General features: G+C 71.4%; 16 protein-coding genes. 4 read left to right on the top strand and 12 right to left on the bottom strand.

The genetic code is table 11. The features are described 5' to 3' along the window. Positions 1–6: 6 nt before the first annotated feature. The 10 genes from hypF to ACTWQR_RS45395 all read right to left on the bottom strand — a co-directional run bounded on the left by hypF (position 7) and on the right by ACTWQR_RS45395 (position 8618). Positions 7–2295, bottom strand: coding sequence for a carbamoyltransferase HypF (hypF, locus tag ACTWQR_RS45440; protein WP_443233179.1), 2289 nt, complete (start codon positions 2293–2295; stop codon positions 7–9). Beyond that, on the bottom strand, positions 2292–2798 hold the full coding sequence (locus tag ACTWQR_RS45435) for a hydrogenase maturation protease (RefSeq protein WP_443233178.1): 507 nt from the start codon (positions 2796–2798) through the stop codon (positions 2292–2294). The genes hypF and ACTWQR_RS45435 overlap by 4 nt, the downstream gene beginning before the upstream one ends. Before the next feature lie 168 nt (positions 2799–2966). Beyond that, the gene (locus ACTWQR_RS45430; protein ID WP_443233177.1) at positions 2967–3188 is read right to left on the bottom strand and encodes a hypothetical protein; all 222 of its coding nucleotides are present in this window, start codon (positions 3186–3188) and stop codon (positions 2967–2969) included. A 373-nt stretch (positions 3189–3561) separates the two neighbouring features. Then, the gene (locus ACTWQR_RS45425) at positions 3562–4443 is read right to left on the bottom strand and encodes a universal stress protein (RefSeq protein ID WP_443233176.1); all 882 of its coding nucleotides are present in this window, start codon (positions 4441–4443) and stop codon (positions 3562–3564) included. Positions 4444–4644: 201 nt separating this feature from the next. Beyond that, positions 4645–5187 (bottom strand): universal stress protein, encoded by a 543-nt coding sequence (locus ACTWQR_RS45420; RefSeq protein WP_443233175.1) that lies wholly within the window; start codon positions 5185–5187, stop codon positions 4645–4647. Next, positions 5169–5348 carry a universal stress protein gene (locus ACTWQR_RS45415; RefSeq protein WP_443233174.1) on the bottom strand — a complete coding sequence of 60 codons (180 nt, stop codon included), beginning with the start codon at positions 5346–5348 and terminating at the stop codon, positions 5169–5171. The genes ACTWQR_RS45420 and ACTWQR_RS45415 overlap by 19 nt, the downstream gene beginning before the upstream one ends. Positions 5349–5368: 20 nt before the next feature. Beyond that, positions 5369–6271: a universal stress protein gene (locus ACTWQR_RS45410; RefSeq protein ID WP_443233173.1), complete on the bottom strand. Its 903-nt coding sequence runs from the start codon at positions 6269–6271 to the stop codon at positions 5369–5371. A 24-nt stretch (positions 6272–6295) separates the two neighbouring features. Next, positions 6296–6745 (bottom strand): hypothetical protein, encoded by a 450-nt coding sequence (locus ACTWQR_RS45405; protein ID WP_443233172.1) that lies wholly within the window; start codon positions 6743–6745, stop codon positions 6296–6298. A gap of 12 nt (positions 6746–6757) precedes the next feature. Further along, on the bottom strand, positions 6758–6955 hold the full coding sequence (locus ACTWQR_RS45400) for a hypothetical protein (RefSeq protein WP_443233171.1): 198 nt from the start codon (positions 6953–6955) through the stop codon (positions 6758–6760). A 226-nt stretch (positions 6956–7181) separates the two neighbouring features. Then, positions 7182–8618, bottom strand: a complete 1437-nt coding sequence (locus tag ACTWQR_RS45395; protein WP_443233170.1) for an MBL fold metallo-hydrolase RNA specificity domain-containing protein — start codon at positions 8616–8618, stop codon at positions 7182–7184. 355 nt (positions 8619–8973) lie between these two features. Between ACTWQR_RS45395 and ACTWQR_RS45390 the strand changes: the two genes are divergently transcribed. After that, positions 8974–10092 carry an ABC transporter ATP-binding protein gene (locus tag ACTWQR_RS45390; RefSeq protein ID WP_443233169.1) on the top strand — a complete coding sequence of 373 codons (1119 nt, stop codon included), beginning with the start codon at positions 8974–8976 and terminating at the stop codon, positions 10090–10092. An 829-nt stretch (positions 10093–10921) separates the two neighbouring features. Here the strand turns inward: ACTWQR_RS45390 and ACTWQR_RS45385 are convergent. Continuing rightward, a complete protein-coding gene (locus ACTWQR_RS45385) occupies positions 10922–11932 on the bottom strand; it encodes an Acg family FMN-binding oxidoreductase (RefSeq protein ID WP_443233168.1) in 1011 nt (336 codons plus the stop codon). A gap of 262 nt (positions 11933–12194) precedes the next feature. Here ACTWQR_RS45385 and ACTWQR_RS45380 point away from each other — a divergent pair, with 262 nt between their 5' ends. After that, positions 12195–12791: an Rv1733c family protein gene (locus ACTWQR_RS45380; protein WP_443233167.1), complete on the top strand. Its 597-nt coding sequence runs from the start codon at positions 12195–12197 to the stop codon at positions 12789–12791. Between the two features lie 625 nt (positions 12792–13416). Here ACTWQR_RS45380 and ACTWQR_RS45375 read toward each other — a convergent pair. Next, a complete protein-coding gene (locus ACTWQR_RS45375; protein WP_443233166.1) occupies positions 13417–13713 on the bottom strand; it encodes a hypothetical protein in 297 nt (98 codons plus the stop codon). A gap of 556 nt (positions 13714–14269) precedes the next feature. On the opposite strand from ACTWQR_RS45375, the gene ACTWQR_RS45370 reads away from it, so the two are divergent. Further along, on the top strand, positions 14270–14710 hold the full coding sequence (locus tag ACTWQR_RS45370; protein WP_443233165.1) for a hypothetical protein: 441 nt from the start codon (positions 14270–14272) through the stop codon (positions 14708–14710). A 130-nt stretch (positions 14711–14840) separates the two neighbouring features. Continuing rightward, positions 14841–15542 carry a CBS domain-containing protein gene (locus ACTWQR_RS45365; protein WP_443233164.1) on the top strand — a complete coding sequence of 234 codons (702 nt, stop codon included), beginning with the start codon at positions 14841–14843 and terminating at the stop codon, positions 15540–15542. Positions 15543–16081: the final 539 nt, after the last annotated feature.

The following is a 16081-nucleotide window of genomic DNA, read 5'->3' as shown; positions in this document are numbered from 1 at the left end:
GAGTGCTCACCTCTCCCTGGCCAGCCGTGCGGCCGCGACCGCCGCCTGGCCGTAACTGATGCCGCCGTCACCGACCGGGACCTGGCTGCCGACCAGTACACGCAGGCCCTGCGCACGCAGCCGCCGCCGTACCTCGGTCAGCAGCCGCCGGTTGACGAAGCAGCCGCCGCCCAGGCACACCATGCGCGGCGCGCCGTCCTCGACGGCCCGTGCGACGAGTTCGGCGGTGACGATCGCGAGCGTCAGATGGAAGGCCGCGGCCAGCCGGGGCATGGGCTCCCCGTTCAGCCGGCGCTCCAGCAGGTCGGTCAGGGTCGGCGCGGAGTCGTACACCCACAGGCCCTGCGCGCGGACGACGCGATGGGCGAGCGGTACCGCGTGCTCGCTTCCCGCGGCCGCCTCGAGCAGCACGGCCGCCTCGCCCTCATAGCTGACCGTGTCGGTGAGGCCGAGCAGCGTGGCGACCGTGTCGAAGAGCCGTCCGGCGCTGGACGCCCGCGGGCAGTTGACGTCCCGGGCGACCATGGCGCGTACTGCGGCGACCTCGCCCGCGTCGAGCCGGTCCGTGAAGGACCGGGTCAGCCAGGGGTAGGGGCGCGGGCTGCCCAGCTGCTCCCCGCCCAGCAGGTGGCCGAGAGCGGTGCGGGAGGGATGGCGTACCGCCGCGTCACCGCCGGGCAGGGGCGCTGTCGCGAACCTGCCCACGCGGCGGTAGCCGCATCGATCGGCGACGAGGATCTCGCCGCCCCACAGGGTGCCGTCGTCGCCCAGCCCCAGACCGTCGTACGCGACGCCGAGGAAGCGGCCCCGCACCCCGTGCTCGGCCGCACAGGCGGCCACGTGCGCGTGGTGGTGCTGGACCGGGATCCGGCGCAGCGGCTGCGCCTCGGCCCACTGTGTGGAGAGGTAGCCGGGGTGCAGGTCGTGCGCGATCGCCACGGGTTCGATGCCGGTGAGGCGTTTGAGATGGTCGTACGACGTCTGGGACGCGTCGTAGGTCGCCACGTCGGACAGGTCGCCGGTGTGCGGTCCGAGATGGGCCCGACCGTCGGCAGCCAGCGTGAAGGTGTGCTTGAGCTGGGCGCCCGCCCCCGCGATCGGCTCGCCCACGTCGAGCGGCAGCGGGGCCGGGGCCAGGCCGCGTGCCCGGCGGACGGTGATCCGGGTCCGGCCGGCGAACTGCACGACGGAGTCGTCGTAGCGGGCCCGGATCGGCCGGTCGTGGGTGAGGAAGCCGTCGGCGATGGCGGCGAGCGCGCTGCGGGCGTCGGCGTCCTCGACGGCGATGGGTTCGTCGCTGAGGTTGCCACTGGTGACCACCAGCGGTCGGTTCAGCTCGTCCAGGAGCAGGTGGTGCAGGCCGGTGGTGGGGAGGAACAGGCCGACGCGGGACAACCCCGGATGGACCCCGTCCACGAGAGGGTTCTCGCCGCGTGTCCGCAGCCGGGCGAGCAGCACGACGGGGCGAGCCGGGGACGTCAGGGTCGCGTACTCCGCGCTGCCGATTCGCGCCAGCCGGGCGGCGGCGTCGACGTCACGCACCATGACGGCGAACGGCTTGGCTGGGCGGCGCTTGCGGCGCCGCAACTCGGCCACGGCCACCGGATCACCCGCGTCGCACACCAGCTGGTAGCCGCCGAGCCCCTTCAGCGCGACGATCCCACCCCCGGCGATGGTCTTGACCGCCGCACGCAGCGCTTCCTCGCCGCGCAGTTCGTCCCACGCCAGGTGAGGGCCGCAGACCGGGCAGGCCACAGGTTCGGCGTGGAAGCGCCGGTCGCCGGGGTCGGCGTATTCGGCCGCGCAGTCGGCGCAGAGCGGGAAGCGCCGCATCGTCGTACGGATCCGGTCGTACGGCAGGTCCTCGATGATCGTGGCGCGCGGCCCGCAGTCGGTGCAGTTGATGAACGGGTAGCGGTGGCGCCGGTCGCGAGGATCGCGCAGCTGGCGCAGGCAGGCGTCGCAGATCGCCGCGTCCGGAGGGATCTCGCGGGGCACCGTGCCCGTATGGCCGGGCGCGCTGTGCCACACGCGGAAGCCCTCTTCGAGCGCCGACTCCCGTGTACTGCGGGCCAGGTGGACCCCGCGTACCCGGGCGAGAACCGGAGCGTCGGTCCGCAGTCGCGTCGCGAACCGCTCGATGACGTCGGGATGTCCCGCGACTTCGCCCTCCACATGCCCGTTCACGTTGGCCACCCAGCCGTTCAGGCCGAGCGCGGACGCCGTGCGGTACACGAAGGGCCGGAAGCCGACCCCCTGGACGATCCCGTCCACCTGGAAGCGTCGTACGGTCATGACAGCCTCCGCGCTGTTACGTCTCGATGGTGCGCGATCTCGTCCTCGACCGAACCGGCGAGCGGCTCGACGACGGCCGCGACAGCGGGGGAGAGCCCGGTGCCGAGGGAACCGTCGGCGCCCTCCACCGCGTAGACCACCAGCCGGGACGGCAGACGCCCCAGGACACGTGCGAGTTCGACGGCCTCCCCGAGGCCCAGCCCGTGCGAGCTGGTGGCCGGCGGCTGGTCCAGGCGCCCGGCGTCGAGCTCGATGCGGTGCACACGCGCGGGGTGTCCGGGATGGGCGTGCGCGGCGTCCACGACGACCGCGAGAGCGGCGCCCTCCCACAGGCCGATCAGCCGACCTGGGTCGCCGTCGCAGGTGGCGAGCACGGTGCCGGCCGGCAGCGGCCGCTCCTCGGCCAGCTCCCGCAGCCGGGCCACCACGGCCCAGCCGACACCGTCGTCGCGACGGAACTCGTTCCCGACGCCGATGACGGCGATCCGCGTGCGCGTCGTCATGTCTCTCACCGTGCACCGCCACGGGCGACGCCCCCAGGGGCCGAACGACCCATGGACCAGGGCCGACCCTCCCTTTCGGTTGCCGCTCCGGTCATCGCCGTCCGGGGCCTCACCGTGCGCACTGCTCCCGAAGCCGTGGGTCGATCCCCTCCAAGCCGGATGCGGTCACTAGCGGTAGTGCCGGTGGTCGTCGTGGTCGCCGATGTAGTGCCTCTCGTCGATGACAACCTCCCGCTCGCCCGGGCGCCGGACCATGCCCGGCGTGGCCATGAACGTGATCAGGGCGAGGGCTCCGGCGGCCATCAGGACGAAGCCGACGACGAACGAGCTGTAGCCGAACACCAGGCACGCGCCCAGCACGGCCGCGCCGATCAGGATGAGCGGAACCATGGCTGCCTCCTGAGCCAGGCCCGGGTTGTCCCGGACGACAGAGCCTCCGAGGCGGACACCACCCGTGTGCCGTCCGCCGGTAGTCCGAGGCAACTCCTGGGGAGGAGACCGCCGCGCTGTCGACGCCGGCTGCCCCGTCGCTGTCGTCCCGCACGTCTGAGCCAGTGCCCGAAACCGGAATTCGCCCACGTTGCAACCAGGCCGACGACGCCGCTGCCGCGACCTGAACACGCGCGACCTGAACACGAAGGAGCAACTGACCAGCGGTCGGAAACGCGCTCCGTCGCGCCGGCGTTCCGGGGAACGGAGTCGGTCAGCTGAAGCTGCCTCGATCGCGTCCCGGACGACCCCCGGCGTGTGGGCCACTCGGCCCTCAGCCGTGCGGTACGACGGCGACGGGCGCGACGGCGTGGTGGATCACGCCGTGAGTGACCGGACCGATGCGCATGCCGAGTGCCGGCCGGTGCGTCTCGCGCCCGACCACCACAAGACCGGCGTTGCGGGCGGCCTGGAGAACGACCTCCGCGGCCGACGCGAGATCGATCGTCTGGACGATCTTCACCTGGGGATACCGCTTCTGCCAGGGCTTGAGGGAATCCGAGAGTTCCTTCTCGACCCGGGCCTCCATGCCGCCGCCCTCGTCGCCCGTGCGCACGGCTGCGGGGTTGTACGCGAACACCGGCGGACGGCTCCAGGCGTGCACGGCATGAAGCGTGGCCCCGCGAGCCACCGCGGCGGAGAAGGCGAACTCGAGCAGTTCGTCGGAGGGCTCGTCGCGGTTCTGGATCCCGACGACCACCTCGCCGACATCCGGCTCCATGGCGTCGGCGGCCGAGCGGTCCTGCGCCCGCACGAGCACCACGGGGACGTTCACCCGGGCGAGGACGTGCTGCCCGACAGAGCCGAGGAGGAAGCCGGCGATCGCGCCGTGCCCACGCGAGCCCAGCACCAGCATCTCGGCGCCCTCCGCCCCCTCCAGCAGCGCCCCGGTCGCCAGACCGGACACCTGCTCGACGGTGACCGGCAGACCCGGATACTTCGCCACGAGGTCCTGCCTGGCCTCGTTCAGCAGTTGCTGCGCCCACTGCTTCTGGGATTCCGATTCCTGGGCCGAAGGAACGTCGACCGGCCGCCAGATCCAGGCGGTGAGCAGGCTCAACGGCAAGCCGCGGCGCCGCGCCTCGCGGGCGGCCCAGTCGGCGGCGGCGCGGCTCTCGGGGGAACCATCGAGGCCGACGACGATGGGGGAAAGCATGGGAGGTACCTCCTGTATCCGGTCGTGTCAGGTCGTGCCTGATGCGAAGGCCGTCGGCGCACGCGCCCGGCCGTGAGGAGGTCCATGGCATCCAGGCAGGGCCTCATCGGTTCCGCGTGACCTGCCGGAGCACGCCGCAGCCCCCTCGTGACTCATCGTTGCGGGACACGCCCTGCGTGCCCAGGGGCCGCTGGGCCCTCGTCACGGCCACTCGGCCCTCAGAGCGAGGCCGCGTCGACACCCGGCGGCCGGCGCGCCCAGCGCCGCCGTCACGCACCAGACGGTCTGCCGGGTCAGTCGTGCGGGGTCACGGCGATGGGGCAGGTCACGTGGCGGATCAGTGCGTGGGCCACCGGGCCGGTGTGGGAACCGACGGCGGCTCGGCGCCTGCGGCGGCCCACCACCAGCAGGCCCGATCCGCCCGTTCGCCTTCACGAGAACCTGGGCCGGACGCCCCTCATACAGGGTGTCGCGAACGAAGACGCCGGGAAACCTGTCGCGCCAGGGGGCAAGCAGCGCCGCGAGCTCCCTTTCCGCGTTCTCCCTGATCAGCCCGCGCTCCTCGGCGTCGGGGATGCCGCGTCCGAAGGGCACGTGCCAGACGTGCACGACGCGCAGGGGAGTCCTTCGCAACTGCGCGGCGCGGAAAGCGAATTCCAGCACGGCATCGCACGAACGACCCACGTCGACTGCGAGGTCGCGGTACGGCGTGCGGGCCGAGGGCTTCACGGATCCGTCAGGCACGTGTTCCCGCTCGGCCGTGTCATCGGCGCGTAGGGGAGGCCCTCACGGGCGTGCACCAGACGTAGCGGCAGTCCTCGCCGCAGTGCTTCCCGGGCGGCCCAGCCGGCTGCCGCGAGGCTCTCGCGTGAACCGTCCAGACCGGCCACGACTGGTTTGAGCACGGCTGCCACCTCCTCCGTCCTCACTCATGGGGTACGACGGCCACGGGGCAGGCGACGTGATGGATGACGGCGTGGGTGACGGGTCCGGTGCGTGGACCCACCGGCCGTTCGGCCAGCCGGTGGCCGACGACGAGGAGGCTCGCTCCGGAAGCGGCCCGGATCAGCGCGGTCGGAGCCTTGCCCTCCGACACCGACTCCGCAACCTCGACGTCGGGGTACTTGTCGCGCCATATCTGGAGCACGGCGGACAGGAAGCCCTGCCACTCCTCCTCGCGCGTCGGGTCACTCACCAGGCCGATGTCGCCGGGCCCCAGGCTGACCGGGGAAGGCGCGCGCCAGGCGTGGACGACCCGCAGTCCGGCGCGACGCAGCCGGGCCGCAGCGAAGGCGAACTCGAGCACCTCGTCGCACCGGTCTGCGAGGTCGAGGCCCAGCACCACGTCCCGGTATCCGGTCCGGGTGGAGGCGCTCCCGTCGTCCGCGGGAAGGTGCTCGTCCGCCGCCTCCTCGCCCGACCGTACGAGGACGACGGGACGCGTGGCCCTCGCCACCACGTCCTGCGCGACCGAGCCCACGACGAAACCGGCGAGGCCGCTCAGCCCACGCGAGCCCAGCACCAGCAGGTCGGCCTGCTCGGCCGCCTTCACCAGGGCCACGGCGGCGGGTCCCTCGACCTGCTCGTCGTACAGGCGCACGCCAGGAACGGCACCGCGGATCCGCTCCTCCGCCTGGCGCAGGGAGCGCCCGGCCAGATACCGCTGGGCGGCGTTGGCGGGTACGCCATCGCTCTGGCGGGGGTGCCAGTTCCAGGCGTGCACCAGCCGCAGCGGCCGGTCCCGCCGTTCCGCCTCGCGGGCGGCCCACTCGGCTGCGGCCAGGCTCTCGGCGGATCCGTCGACTCCGGCGATCACGGGCTGAAGCATGACGCGCACCTCCGACACTCTCGGTCATTCTCGGTCATTCTCGGTCTGTTCCTCATGACCAGCGTCACACCACAGCGGCCGGGCCGGGAGGGTCTGTCCGGGGCCTCGCCCGGGCCATCCGGCCCATCCGCAGCGACTGTCCACCGGGCCGGGGTGCCGTACGACGTCGTGTGGCACACCAGTGCCCGCAAGTACCGCTTGTCGTCGCCCCGGCGTGACGGTCAGTCCTGGAGCACCAATGGGGGTGCCGTCGAGCAGGAACTGGTCCTGCTCACAGGTCCCCACGATCCAGCGGCCGTCCTGGATGCGCTCCTGCCTGCCCGAGCCACGGGCGGTCATCGCCGGTGTTCCGGGACCCATGCCGCCCGCTTCCACGATGCCGGTCCAGGCCATGTCCCGGCAGAAGCGGGCCAGCACCTCCATCTCCGGTCCTTCGACGACTGGTTTGGGAATCCTGTCAAGGTCGGCGAACACGGCCGTGCCCCCTCAGGCGCGGATGGAAGTGCGGTGGTCCGCGACCGTCGACGTCGTCCCGGTCTGCTGTGACTGCCTGCGGACGTGGCGACGCAGGAGCCGAATCGCCAGCGCGTCGAACGATGCGGTGAGGACGCATGTCAATCCGATCGCCACGACCAGCAGAACGGCGGACCGCTCCCAGAACTCCGGTGTCAGACTCGTACCCACTGTCCTGGCTCCCCTCGGATCGGCGTCGTTCTTCTCACCCCCAGCCAACTCCGATACGGATTCCGGCACATGGGCCGACCGGCCCGGGCAGAGGCCGCGAGTGGCCCTTGTGCCTGGCCATGCGGGCCGGTCCGTGACCGCTGCCTCGTCGCCGTGCGGCGGGAACGCGGACGAAGTTCGCCACACCGACCGGGCGACTCGCCGAGGAGCCGGCGGGAGCGCCCTGTCACCGGACGAGTACGCGCTCCCCGGAGCGCGGTACGACGGCGGCCCAGCCCAGGGTCCGGTCGATGCGGTCACGCAGCGCGCCGGCCGCGTCGGGCTCGCCGTGCACCAGGTAGGTGGTGTGCGGGGCGGGGGCGCCGCGCAGCCAGTCGATGACCTGGGTGGCGTCGGCGTGGGCCGAGAAGTGCGGTACGTCGGCGACCTGCGCGCGCACCGGGACGTACTCGCCGAACATCTTGATCGCCTTGGCGCCGTCGATCAGGTCCCGGGCACGCGTGCCCTGAGCGGCGAAGCCCACCACGACGACGGCGTTGCGCGGGTCGGGCAGCAGACGCCGGAGGTGGTGCAGGACGCGGCCTCCGGTGGCCATGCCGGACGCCGAGACGATGATGGCGGGTCCGCCCGCACGGCTGATGTCGACTGACTCCTGGATCGACCGCACGGCGAGGAACGGCTCGGGACTCAGCGCGGCCGTGCCCGCCGCCGTCACCTCCGGGCGCAACTCGGGATCCCGGGTGAGGATGGCGTTCCGGTAGACGTCGAGGGCGGCGAGGGCCATCGGGCTGTCGACGTAGACGGGAACGGCTGCCGGGATCCTGCCCGCCCGGCGGAGTTCGGCGAGTTCATGCAGGACGACCTCGGTGCGATCGAGGGCGAAGGCCGGGATGACGACGGTGCCGCCGCGGGCGAGGGTACGGCTCAGCACCTCGGCGAAGTGTGTCCGCCCCGCCTCGTCTTCGTGGCGACGGTTGCCGTACGTCGACTCCATGAGCAGCACATCCGCTCCGGAGAACGGCTCCGCAGGGCGCAGCAGCGGATGGCCGGGGCGGCCCAGGTCGCCGCTGACAGCCAGCGTGTGACCGTCCTCGAAGGTCAACCGGGCCCAGGCCGATCCGAGGATGTGGCCGGCGGGGTGCAGCGTGAGCCTGGTTCCGGCGGCGATGTCGGTCGATGTGCAGGTCGGTACCGGGGCGACGAGTTCGAGGGTGCGGTCAACGTCTGAGTCGTCGTACAGCGGCTGTGCCGGCCGGTGTTTGGACCAGCCGTGCTCGTTGGCATGCCGGGCGGTCTCTGTCTGCAGCTTGGCGCTGTCCCGCAGCACGATCTCCATGAGCCGGGCGCTGGACTCCGTCGTCACGATCCGTCCCCGGAAGCCGTGACGGACGAGTCGGGGCAGGTATCCGCAGTGGTCGAGGTGGGCGTGGGTGACGACCACGGCCTCGATGTCCGCGGCGTCGCAGGGCAGGCCACGCCAGTTGCGCCTGCGCAGGTCGGCGAGGCCCTGGAAGAGCCCGCAGTCGACGAGTACGCGGGCGTGGTCGCTCTCGACGAGGAACTTGCTGCCGGTGACCGTTCCCACGCCGCCCAGGAACGTGAGCAGTGCGGGCCGGGGGTGCGTTTCCGGCCGAGCCGTCGGGCGAGGTACCACAGTGGTCATGACGTCGGTCTCCTCGGAGTCGGGGCCGAACGGCCTTGGTGGTTCCCCAGCTTGCGAGGACATGGGTGCCGTGCCATGGGCCGATGGGTCCCCGGGTCGGGTCTGGGCGGCCTTTCCTGCCCGGACGCGTATCTTTGTCGACCGCTGACCGTGCCGAAGGGCCCACAGCGGTTGTCTTTCGTGCCGGACACCGGCAGGGCCGATCGGCCCGTACGCGGGGACGTCGAGGACCTGCCGCGCCAGTGGGCGCCGTTTGAACCTGAGGGTGTAACGCATCGTCAGGGGCAGGAAGCCCCTCGCTCCGTGTCCGATCCTCCGACGCACCGCTGAGGGACCGTCAGGGAGGGGAAAAATCATGGCGTCCGTCACCTTCGACAAGGCAACGCGGCTGTTTCCGAAGATGGACCATCCGGCCGTCGACGCGTTCGATCTGGAGATCGCCGACGGCGAGTTCATGGTCCTCGTCGGCCCTTCCGGTTGCGGCAAGTCCACCACGCTACGGATGCTGGCCGGACTGGAGAACGTCGACGCCGGGACGATCCGTATCGGCGGCCGGGACGTGACCCATCTGCCGCCCAAGGACCGCGACATCGCGATGGTGTTCCAGAACTACGCCCTCTACCCGCACATGACGACGGCGGACAACATGGGCTTCGCCCTGAAGATCGCGAACGTGCGCAAGGACGACGTCCGGCGCCGGGTCGCCGAGGCCGCCGGCATCCTCGGCCTCGACGACTACCTCGACCGCAAGCCCAAGTCCCTCTCCGGCGGCCAGCGTCAGCGTGTGGCGATGGGGCGGGCCATCGTCCGCGAACCGCAGGTCTTCCTCATGGACGAGCCGCTGTCCAACCTGGACGCGAAGCTGCGGGTCCAGACCCGCACGCAGATCGCCTCGCTGCAACGACGACTCGGCACCACCATGGTCTACGTCACCCACGACCAGGTCGAGGCTCTGACCATGGGAGACCGTGTGGCCGTCATGAAGGACGGCGTGCTGCAGCAGGTGGGCACGCCCAGGGAGGTGTTCCAGCGCCCCGCGAACGCGTTCGTCGGCGGTTTCATCGGCTCGCCCGCGATGAATCTCTTCCGTCTCCCGCTCACCGCGAACGGGATCGAGTTGGGCGGGCTGGTCCTGCCACTGCCCCGGTCGGCATTGCGGGCGGCACATGAGGAGGGCTCAACGGAGCTCGTCCTCGGCGTCCGGCCCGAGCAGTTCGCCATCGTTTCCCGGGAGGACAGCGAGACGCCCGGACTGGATGTCGTGGTCGACGCGGTCGAGGACACCGGCGCCGTCACGTATCTCCACACGACCGCGAAGGTCGGCGCGGAAGCCGCACAGGTGGTCGTCCGCGCCCCGGGACGGCAGTCGTACGACAAGGGGGAGGAGTTACGCGTCGCCGTCAATCCGACCGCCGTGCGTCTGTTCTCGGCGAAGACGGAGCTCCGGCTGCCGACCGAAGAAGCCTCCACCTGAAGCATGGCCACGCCACCGAGCCCGTGCGCGACGCGCTCGCGGGCACGACGCTGCCTGCCTGAACTGACCGACACCAACGGCCCGCTGCGAAAGCACTTCCCCCTGGGGCACCGACCTCCCGGTCCACGGCCCTGGGCCGCCGTCGCCGCCGGACTCAACGGCCGTCCACGCAAGGCGCTCGGCCGGGAGACTCGGCCGAGCGCCTTGCGTGGACGGCTCGCCGCATCACACGACCTGACGACGTTTCGCGACGATCAGTGGGATTCGCCGTTACCGCGGGAGCGCTGCCATGGCGGCGGTCAGCGGACGAACTCTCAGACGGCTGCCTTCAGTTCGGACAGTCCCTTCTTCGCGTCGGTGAAGAACATCCCGGTCGGCGGCGAGCGGGATGTCGGCGGTGAGAGTTTCGCGGACGCAGTGCGAGGGACAGCACGGACAGCGTGGAGCCGATGCCGTGAGCGAGCCCGAAGTTCCCGTGCCGCCGAGGGTAGGCGGTGCTGGGTGCACCGTTGGGCGCGACGTTCATCCATCACGGCGGCAGACCGGCCGGATCGTGCGGAGGCTCGGTCAGGCGCACCGGACCAGACAGGACAGGACGGCTCGGGTGATCTCGTGGTGCGGTTGTCGGCTCAGGTGGTAGGCGCCCAGCCCGGACAGGCCCTGGATCAGGTCGAGCTCCTTCATGGGGGCCGCTCGTCCCGGTCGACGCGCAGGTGGGACTCAGCCAGGCGGGTCCGGGTGACTCTGAGCGTCGCCTCGTCCAAGCGCTCCAGACCCCCAGAGCGACGGGGAGCGAGGAACTCGTGCGGGTGGAAAACGGCGAGCAAGGTCATGCCGACTGCGGTCGGTCGCCCCCGCCGTCGAGCACGTCACGCGCGGCGCGGCGCGGGGTGACGGGGCCTCCCGGGCCGTAGCCGAAGCGGATCAGCATCTGAGCGTGGCCCGTGTGTTCGGGCGCGGGGTTCAGGGAGCGGCGCAGTTCGGGCCATTCCATCGGCTGGTGCAGGAGGGATGCCTGCAGCCCGTGGACCGTGGCGACCAGCAGGGCGTGTTCCAGTGCCTCGCCGGCGCGCAGCCAGTCCGTGCGGCGATCGTGTTCCGTCGTCAGCAGGGCGATGACGGGGACCGTCTCGAACGGTTGGGCTCGGAGCCGCTCAGGGTGCCGCTGGGCGGTGAAGTCGCGCATGGGTATGTGCTCGTGGGCGTCCTGCGGGCCGAGAGCCGTCTGGGGGAGTCCGAGGTCTCTGGACTCGTTCGGGTCCCGGTGGACCCAGCGGCGGCTCTCGCCCCCGCGGTCGGGGTCGTTCCGGTTGCGCCGCTCGGCTTCGGCGGTCAGGCGGAGCAGTCGCGCCGTTTCGGAGGGCGCGGGGAAGGTGAGTACCGCCCCCTCCATACGCGCGGCCTCGGTGAGCTCGGCGCGTACGTATCTGGGCAACGGCCTGTCGGAGAACGGGAACCGGCTGCTGTGCCGCCGCCAGATGGCCGGATACAGGTCGGCGCGGCGACCCGTGGGGCGTTGGGCAGCGGGACCGGTCGGCCGAACAGTGGCAAGCAGACTCGGGTCCTCGGGGTCCGGCAGCAGACGTGTGACCGGCGTCCAGCCGAGGTGAGCCACCGTGACACGCAGGTTGAAGACGGCCGCCCCCACGGAGAGGTGCAGGGCTCGGCCCACGGGGTCCGTGTGGCGCAGGCCTCGTTCCGGAGCGGCGCGTACCTCGATAGTGACCGTCTCGGGGTCCAGGCGATAGCGCCACGGCTGCGTGTTGAAGATCGAGGGTGCGGCGACGGCAGCCGCGAGGCACTTCTCCAAGGTCCCGGCGTCGAAGTGCGTGAAGTGCATGACGCCCTCCTCACCATTCTGCGTCGTCTTGCTGTCCTCCGAGTGTGGGAATCCGGCCACGACGGCGTGAGGGGCCGACGGTCCCTTGCCGGGGTCCGGTCGGACCACTCCTGGCACGGGTTCCCGCGGACCAGGGCCGATCGGCCCATTGCCGCACGGGAGTCGGGCCCGTTCGGCCCCGCGATGGCGCCTGATCGGCCCCTGCCGGGGCTCACATCCCGGTGTCACGGTGCTCACCATGACGACGAGAAGGTGCGGACCCATGTCCGGTGGTGAGCGTACGTACCCGAAGCGGCACACCAAGCGGAGACTGTGGCGGTGGCGGAGCAATGCGCTGCGACGGCGCGACGATGTGATCGAGGCGTGGATCGTGCTCGCCGTGGTGACGGTCATGACGCTGGGCGGTGTGGTCGTCGGGGCGGTGACCGCGCACACCGCCGACAACGTCTTCGCTCGGCAACGTGCCGAGAAGCGTTCCATCCGGGCCGTGCTCGTCGACTACATACCTCTGACCGTGTCGCGTGCGGTGACGAGCGACCAGATCCGGGCAAAGGTTCGCTGGACAGCGGCCGACGGCTCCACGCGCACGGGTATGACCCGGGTGGACGCCGGACACAAGGCCGGATCCGACGTTGTGGTCTGGACCGACGGCCAGGGCGACCTCACCTCCCGGCCGGCGATCTCCGGCGAGGCCACCGCTCGCGCGGCACTCATTGGCACCACGGCAGCGCTCTCCTTCGGCGGCCTGGCGTTCGGCGTTGGAGCCATCGCACGGTGGCGGCTCGACCGGCGTCGCATCGAGCAGTGGGGGCGCGAGTGGGATCTGGTGGGACCTCGGTGGGGGCACAGGACCGGGTGAACCTGCGCGGACCCTCCTCCCTCCGCACACTTCCCGTGGCAGTGTGCCGACCCGGAACATCAGTCCGCGGGCGGCCTGAGGGACAGTGGGGGCCATGCGCACAGTGTTCTGCTCAGTTGCGTGCCGGGATGCCGAGAGGCCGCCTCGGGGGTGTGTCCGGTAATGCGCCCCGGGGCGGTCGGCGGGTGTGCGAGGACGGTGCGACGGTTCTGCGCCGACTCGACCGGAAGACGGTGACGACACTGGTTGCCGAGGCCATGGCGGCCCCGTCCGCGATGGGAGCCGTTGGCCTCGGGATGGCGCCGACGAGTCCCCGGGCAGACGGTCCCGGCAGTACACAGCACAGCGCAACGCCGTTCGTCACGGCCCAGGACCCGAGTGGCCCCAGACTGCGGACCAGGACGACGCAGTCGGCTGCCGTCGCACATCCAAGATGTCGAGCCATTGAGCGCGGCCATCGCCGAACCAGGACCGGCAGGTTCGTGCACGGCGTACTCGACGATGGACACCATGGTCTGCGGTCTCTCCGCGAACAGGCCGAGGAGGGCGAAGTCGGCTGCGTGGCATGGTCGGAGCAGTGCCCCGTCGTGCACGGGGCGAGCCGACCGGTGATGCACGGCGACGGTCAGCCGTCACACCCGGACGCAGGGATGCGGTGGCCGTCGGCAAGGGAGCGCATCCCCGCGCGGTACGGGTCGGCGTCGATCTCCCCGCGCATTCGCTGTGCCACCAACCGCCGTTCGGCCGCCTCAAGTTCCGCGCGGCGCCGCGGAGGCCGGGCTCGCGGCTGACTCCGTAGTGCGGTCCGCCAGAGCGGAGAGCAGGGTGACCGGCGATCGGCGGCGGGCGCCAGCAGGCGGGCCGTGTCGTACAACGCGCCGATGACGATGAGCAGTTGGAGTAACACGGCTGCGGCAACCACGGCACTCCCCTCGTGAGAAGCGGCTCCACCTGATGCGGACGGTCACTGTCAGCCTGCGCCCCACAGGCCTTCCGACGCTGGGGTCGTTGGGGTCACGGCACGGGCCGACCGTCCTCTTCACTCCGTGGATCGGGGCTCTCGGCACCGCAGCGCTCCCGTGGGACGCACCGGGCTTCATCCCGTCGAGCAGGCCATCGACCAACACCGAGATTGAACGCCTGGTTCGCGTGCCGGTCGAGCGGCTCACCGCTCAGTCGCGCTGCGCTGAGCGGCGCCACGTCAGAGGTCGTCGCCCGCGCGCGACGCTTCCGGTCCTCGTCGGCCGCCGTGTCCGCAAACGCATCGGACAGGGCGGGCCGGCCGAAGAAGGACGGACGACCGGCTCGACACGGGCGCGGGGGCCGGCCGGGGCGGGTTCGACGCGGATGGCGATGGTGCCGCCGGCCCCGGTCAGGTGCCGAGAGTCCCTCCGCGTGTAGAAGCAGCGGTAGATGCGGCCGCTGCCGGAGTGACCAAATCGGTTGCCGCGCCCGCGGTTCGCTGGCCACGCTGGGCTGTGAGCCAGGTCCTGAGCACCTGGCTCACAGCGGCGGGCCTCCTCCTGCTCTTCGCGCTGGGCATGGGTTTGACCACCGGGCAGGTGCTGGGGGACACCGCCGGACAGCTTCGGGGCCTGACCGGAGCGGTCCTGGCGCAGCTGCCGGGGATCATGGTCATCAGCGGCTGCGTGACGGCCGCCGTCGGAATGCTGCCGGGGTGGTCGGTCCCGGTCTCCTGGTCGGTGCTCCTCGCCTCCATCCTGCTGGGCCCACTCTTCGGCCCGACCCTGAACATGCCGCAGTGGGCGCAGAACCTCTCTGTGTTCACCCACGCGGCCAGGGCGTCGGCGGCGGAGGTCACGGCCGGCCCGATCGCCGTCCTGACCGTGCTCTCCCTGGCCCTCGTCGCGGCGGGCACCGTGTCGTTCCGCGGTCGGAGTCTCGTCCTGCCGGCATGACCGCGCTTCGGCTCCTCGGGGCCGTTCGGTCTGGTCGGGCCACGGTCGGGGGCCTGTTGGCCCATGGAGCGGGGCCCCACCGCGGCGGACACTGGAACGAGCAACCCGCCGACTTCAGGAGGCTGGAGCCATGCAGCACCGGATGGTGAGCGACCTCATGACGACACCGGTCGTATCGGTACGCCGGGACACTGGCTTCAAGGAGATTGCACAGCTGCTCGCCGAGTACGACATCACGGCCGTACCGGTCGTGGACGAGGAAGACCGTCCCGTAGGCGTGGTATCGGAGGCGGACCTGTTGCGCAAGGAGGCGGCACAACTGGACCCGGCCGGTCTGCTGCCGGTCCTGCACCCGAAGCCCGCCGCCCGGGCGAAGGCGGAGGCATCGACGGCCGAGGGGCTGATGAACAGCCCGGCCGTGACCGCCAGGCCACAATGGACGGTGGTGGAGGCCGCCCAGGTCATGGAGCGCCACCGGGTTAAGCGGCTGCCCGTCGTCGACGAGGCCGGCCGGCTGGTCGGCGTGATCAGCCGGGCCGATCTGCTCCGCGTCTTCCTGCGCGGCGACCGCGCCATCCGCGAGGAGATCTCCCGGGACGTCCTCGTCCGCACGCTCGGCATCGCACCCTCCGCCGTCACCGTGCACGTGGTCGACGGCCGGATCTCGCTGAAGGGCTTCGTCGAGCGCAAGTCCCTGATCCCGGTCGTCGTACGCCTGTGCCGGGGCGTGGACGGAGTGGTCGACGTCTCTGCCGAACTGGACTACCGGCTGGACGACACCTCCGCGACGCCGGAGACGGGCGCGTCACGCCGCGCTCAGCTGGCGCCCTGAGCGGGTCCCCTGGCAGAGGGCCCACCATCGAGACCGGACGGACCCGCCGCCGTCCTTGGCACGCGTGCCGAGCCTCGTGCGGCAACCGCCTTGTTGCACCGGCAGCCGGTACCTGATGCTGCTCGGCTTCCTCGCTGAGGCGCCCCGCCCCCAGGAGCACCTCCTGTCGAATGCCGCTCTCCGAGCCGCCCTTTTCACCGCCCGATCCGCGTGGCGCTTGGCGCCTGAACGCGTGGACCGCGCAGGAGCATTACTTGACCGCGGTGCCGTGACATCCGCTGGCCTTCGTCCTGACGGCCAGCCAGGCCGACGAGCCCCTGCCTCATCCCGGGGGTGTCGGCGCCTCTGCGGGTGCCTGGCGGAGAGGAGCGGCCCGGACGAGGCTGGCCGGCAAGGCGACTTCTCCCGTGCCATCAGGCCGACGCAGCATTTCTCCCACGGCAGGCGAGAAAGGCCCTCAAAAGACTGGAACTCTCCCGGCTATGTCAATTTACGACACCCCGGAAGCACAAGGCCGGTAAGCGACCCACAAGAACTGC

This window comes from Streptomyces sp. 2A115 (assembly GCF_052245575.1).
In the GTDB taxonomy this organism is placed as follows: domain Bacteria; phylum Actinomycetota; class Actinomycetes; order Streptomycetales; family Streptomycetaceae; genus Streptomyces.
The sequence above is the reverse complement of the archived record's forward strand: the minus strand, read 5'-3'. Positions and strand labels throughout refer to the sequence as shown.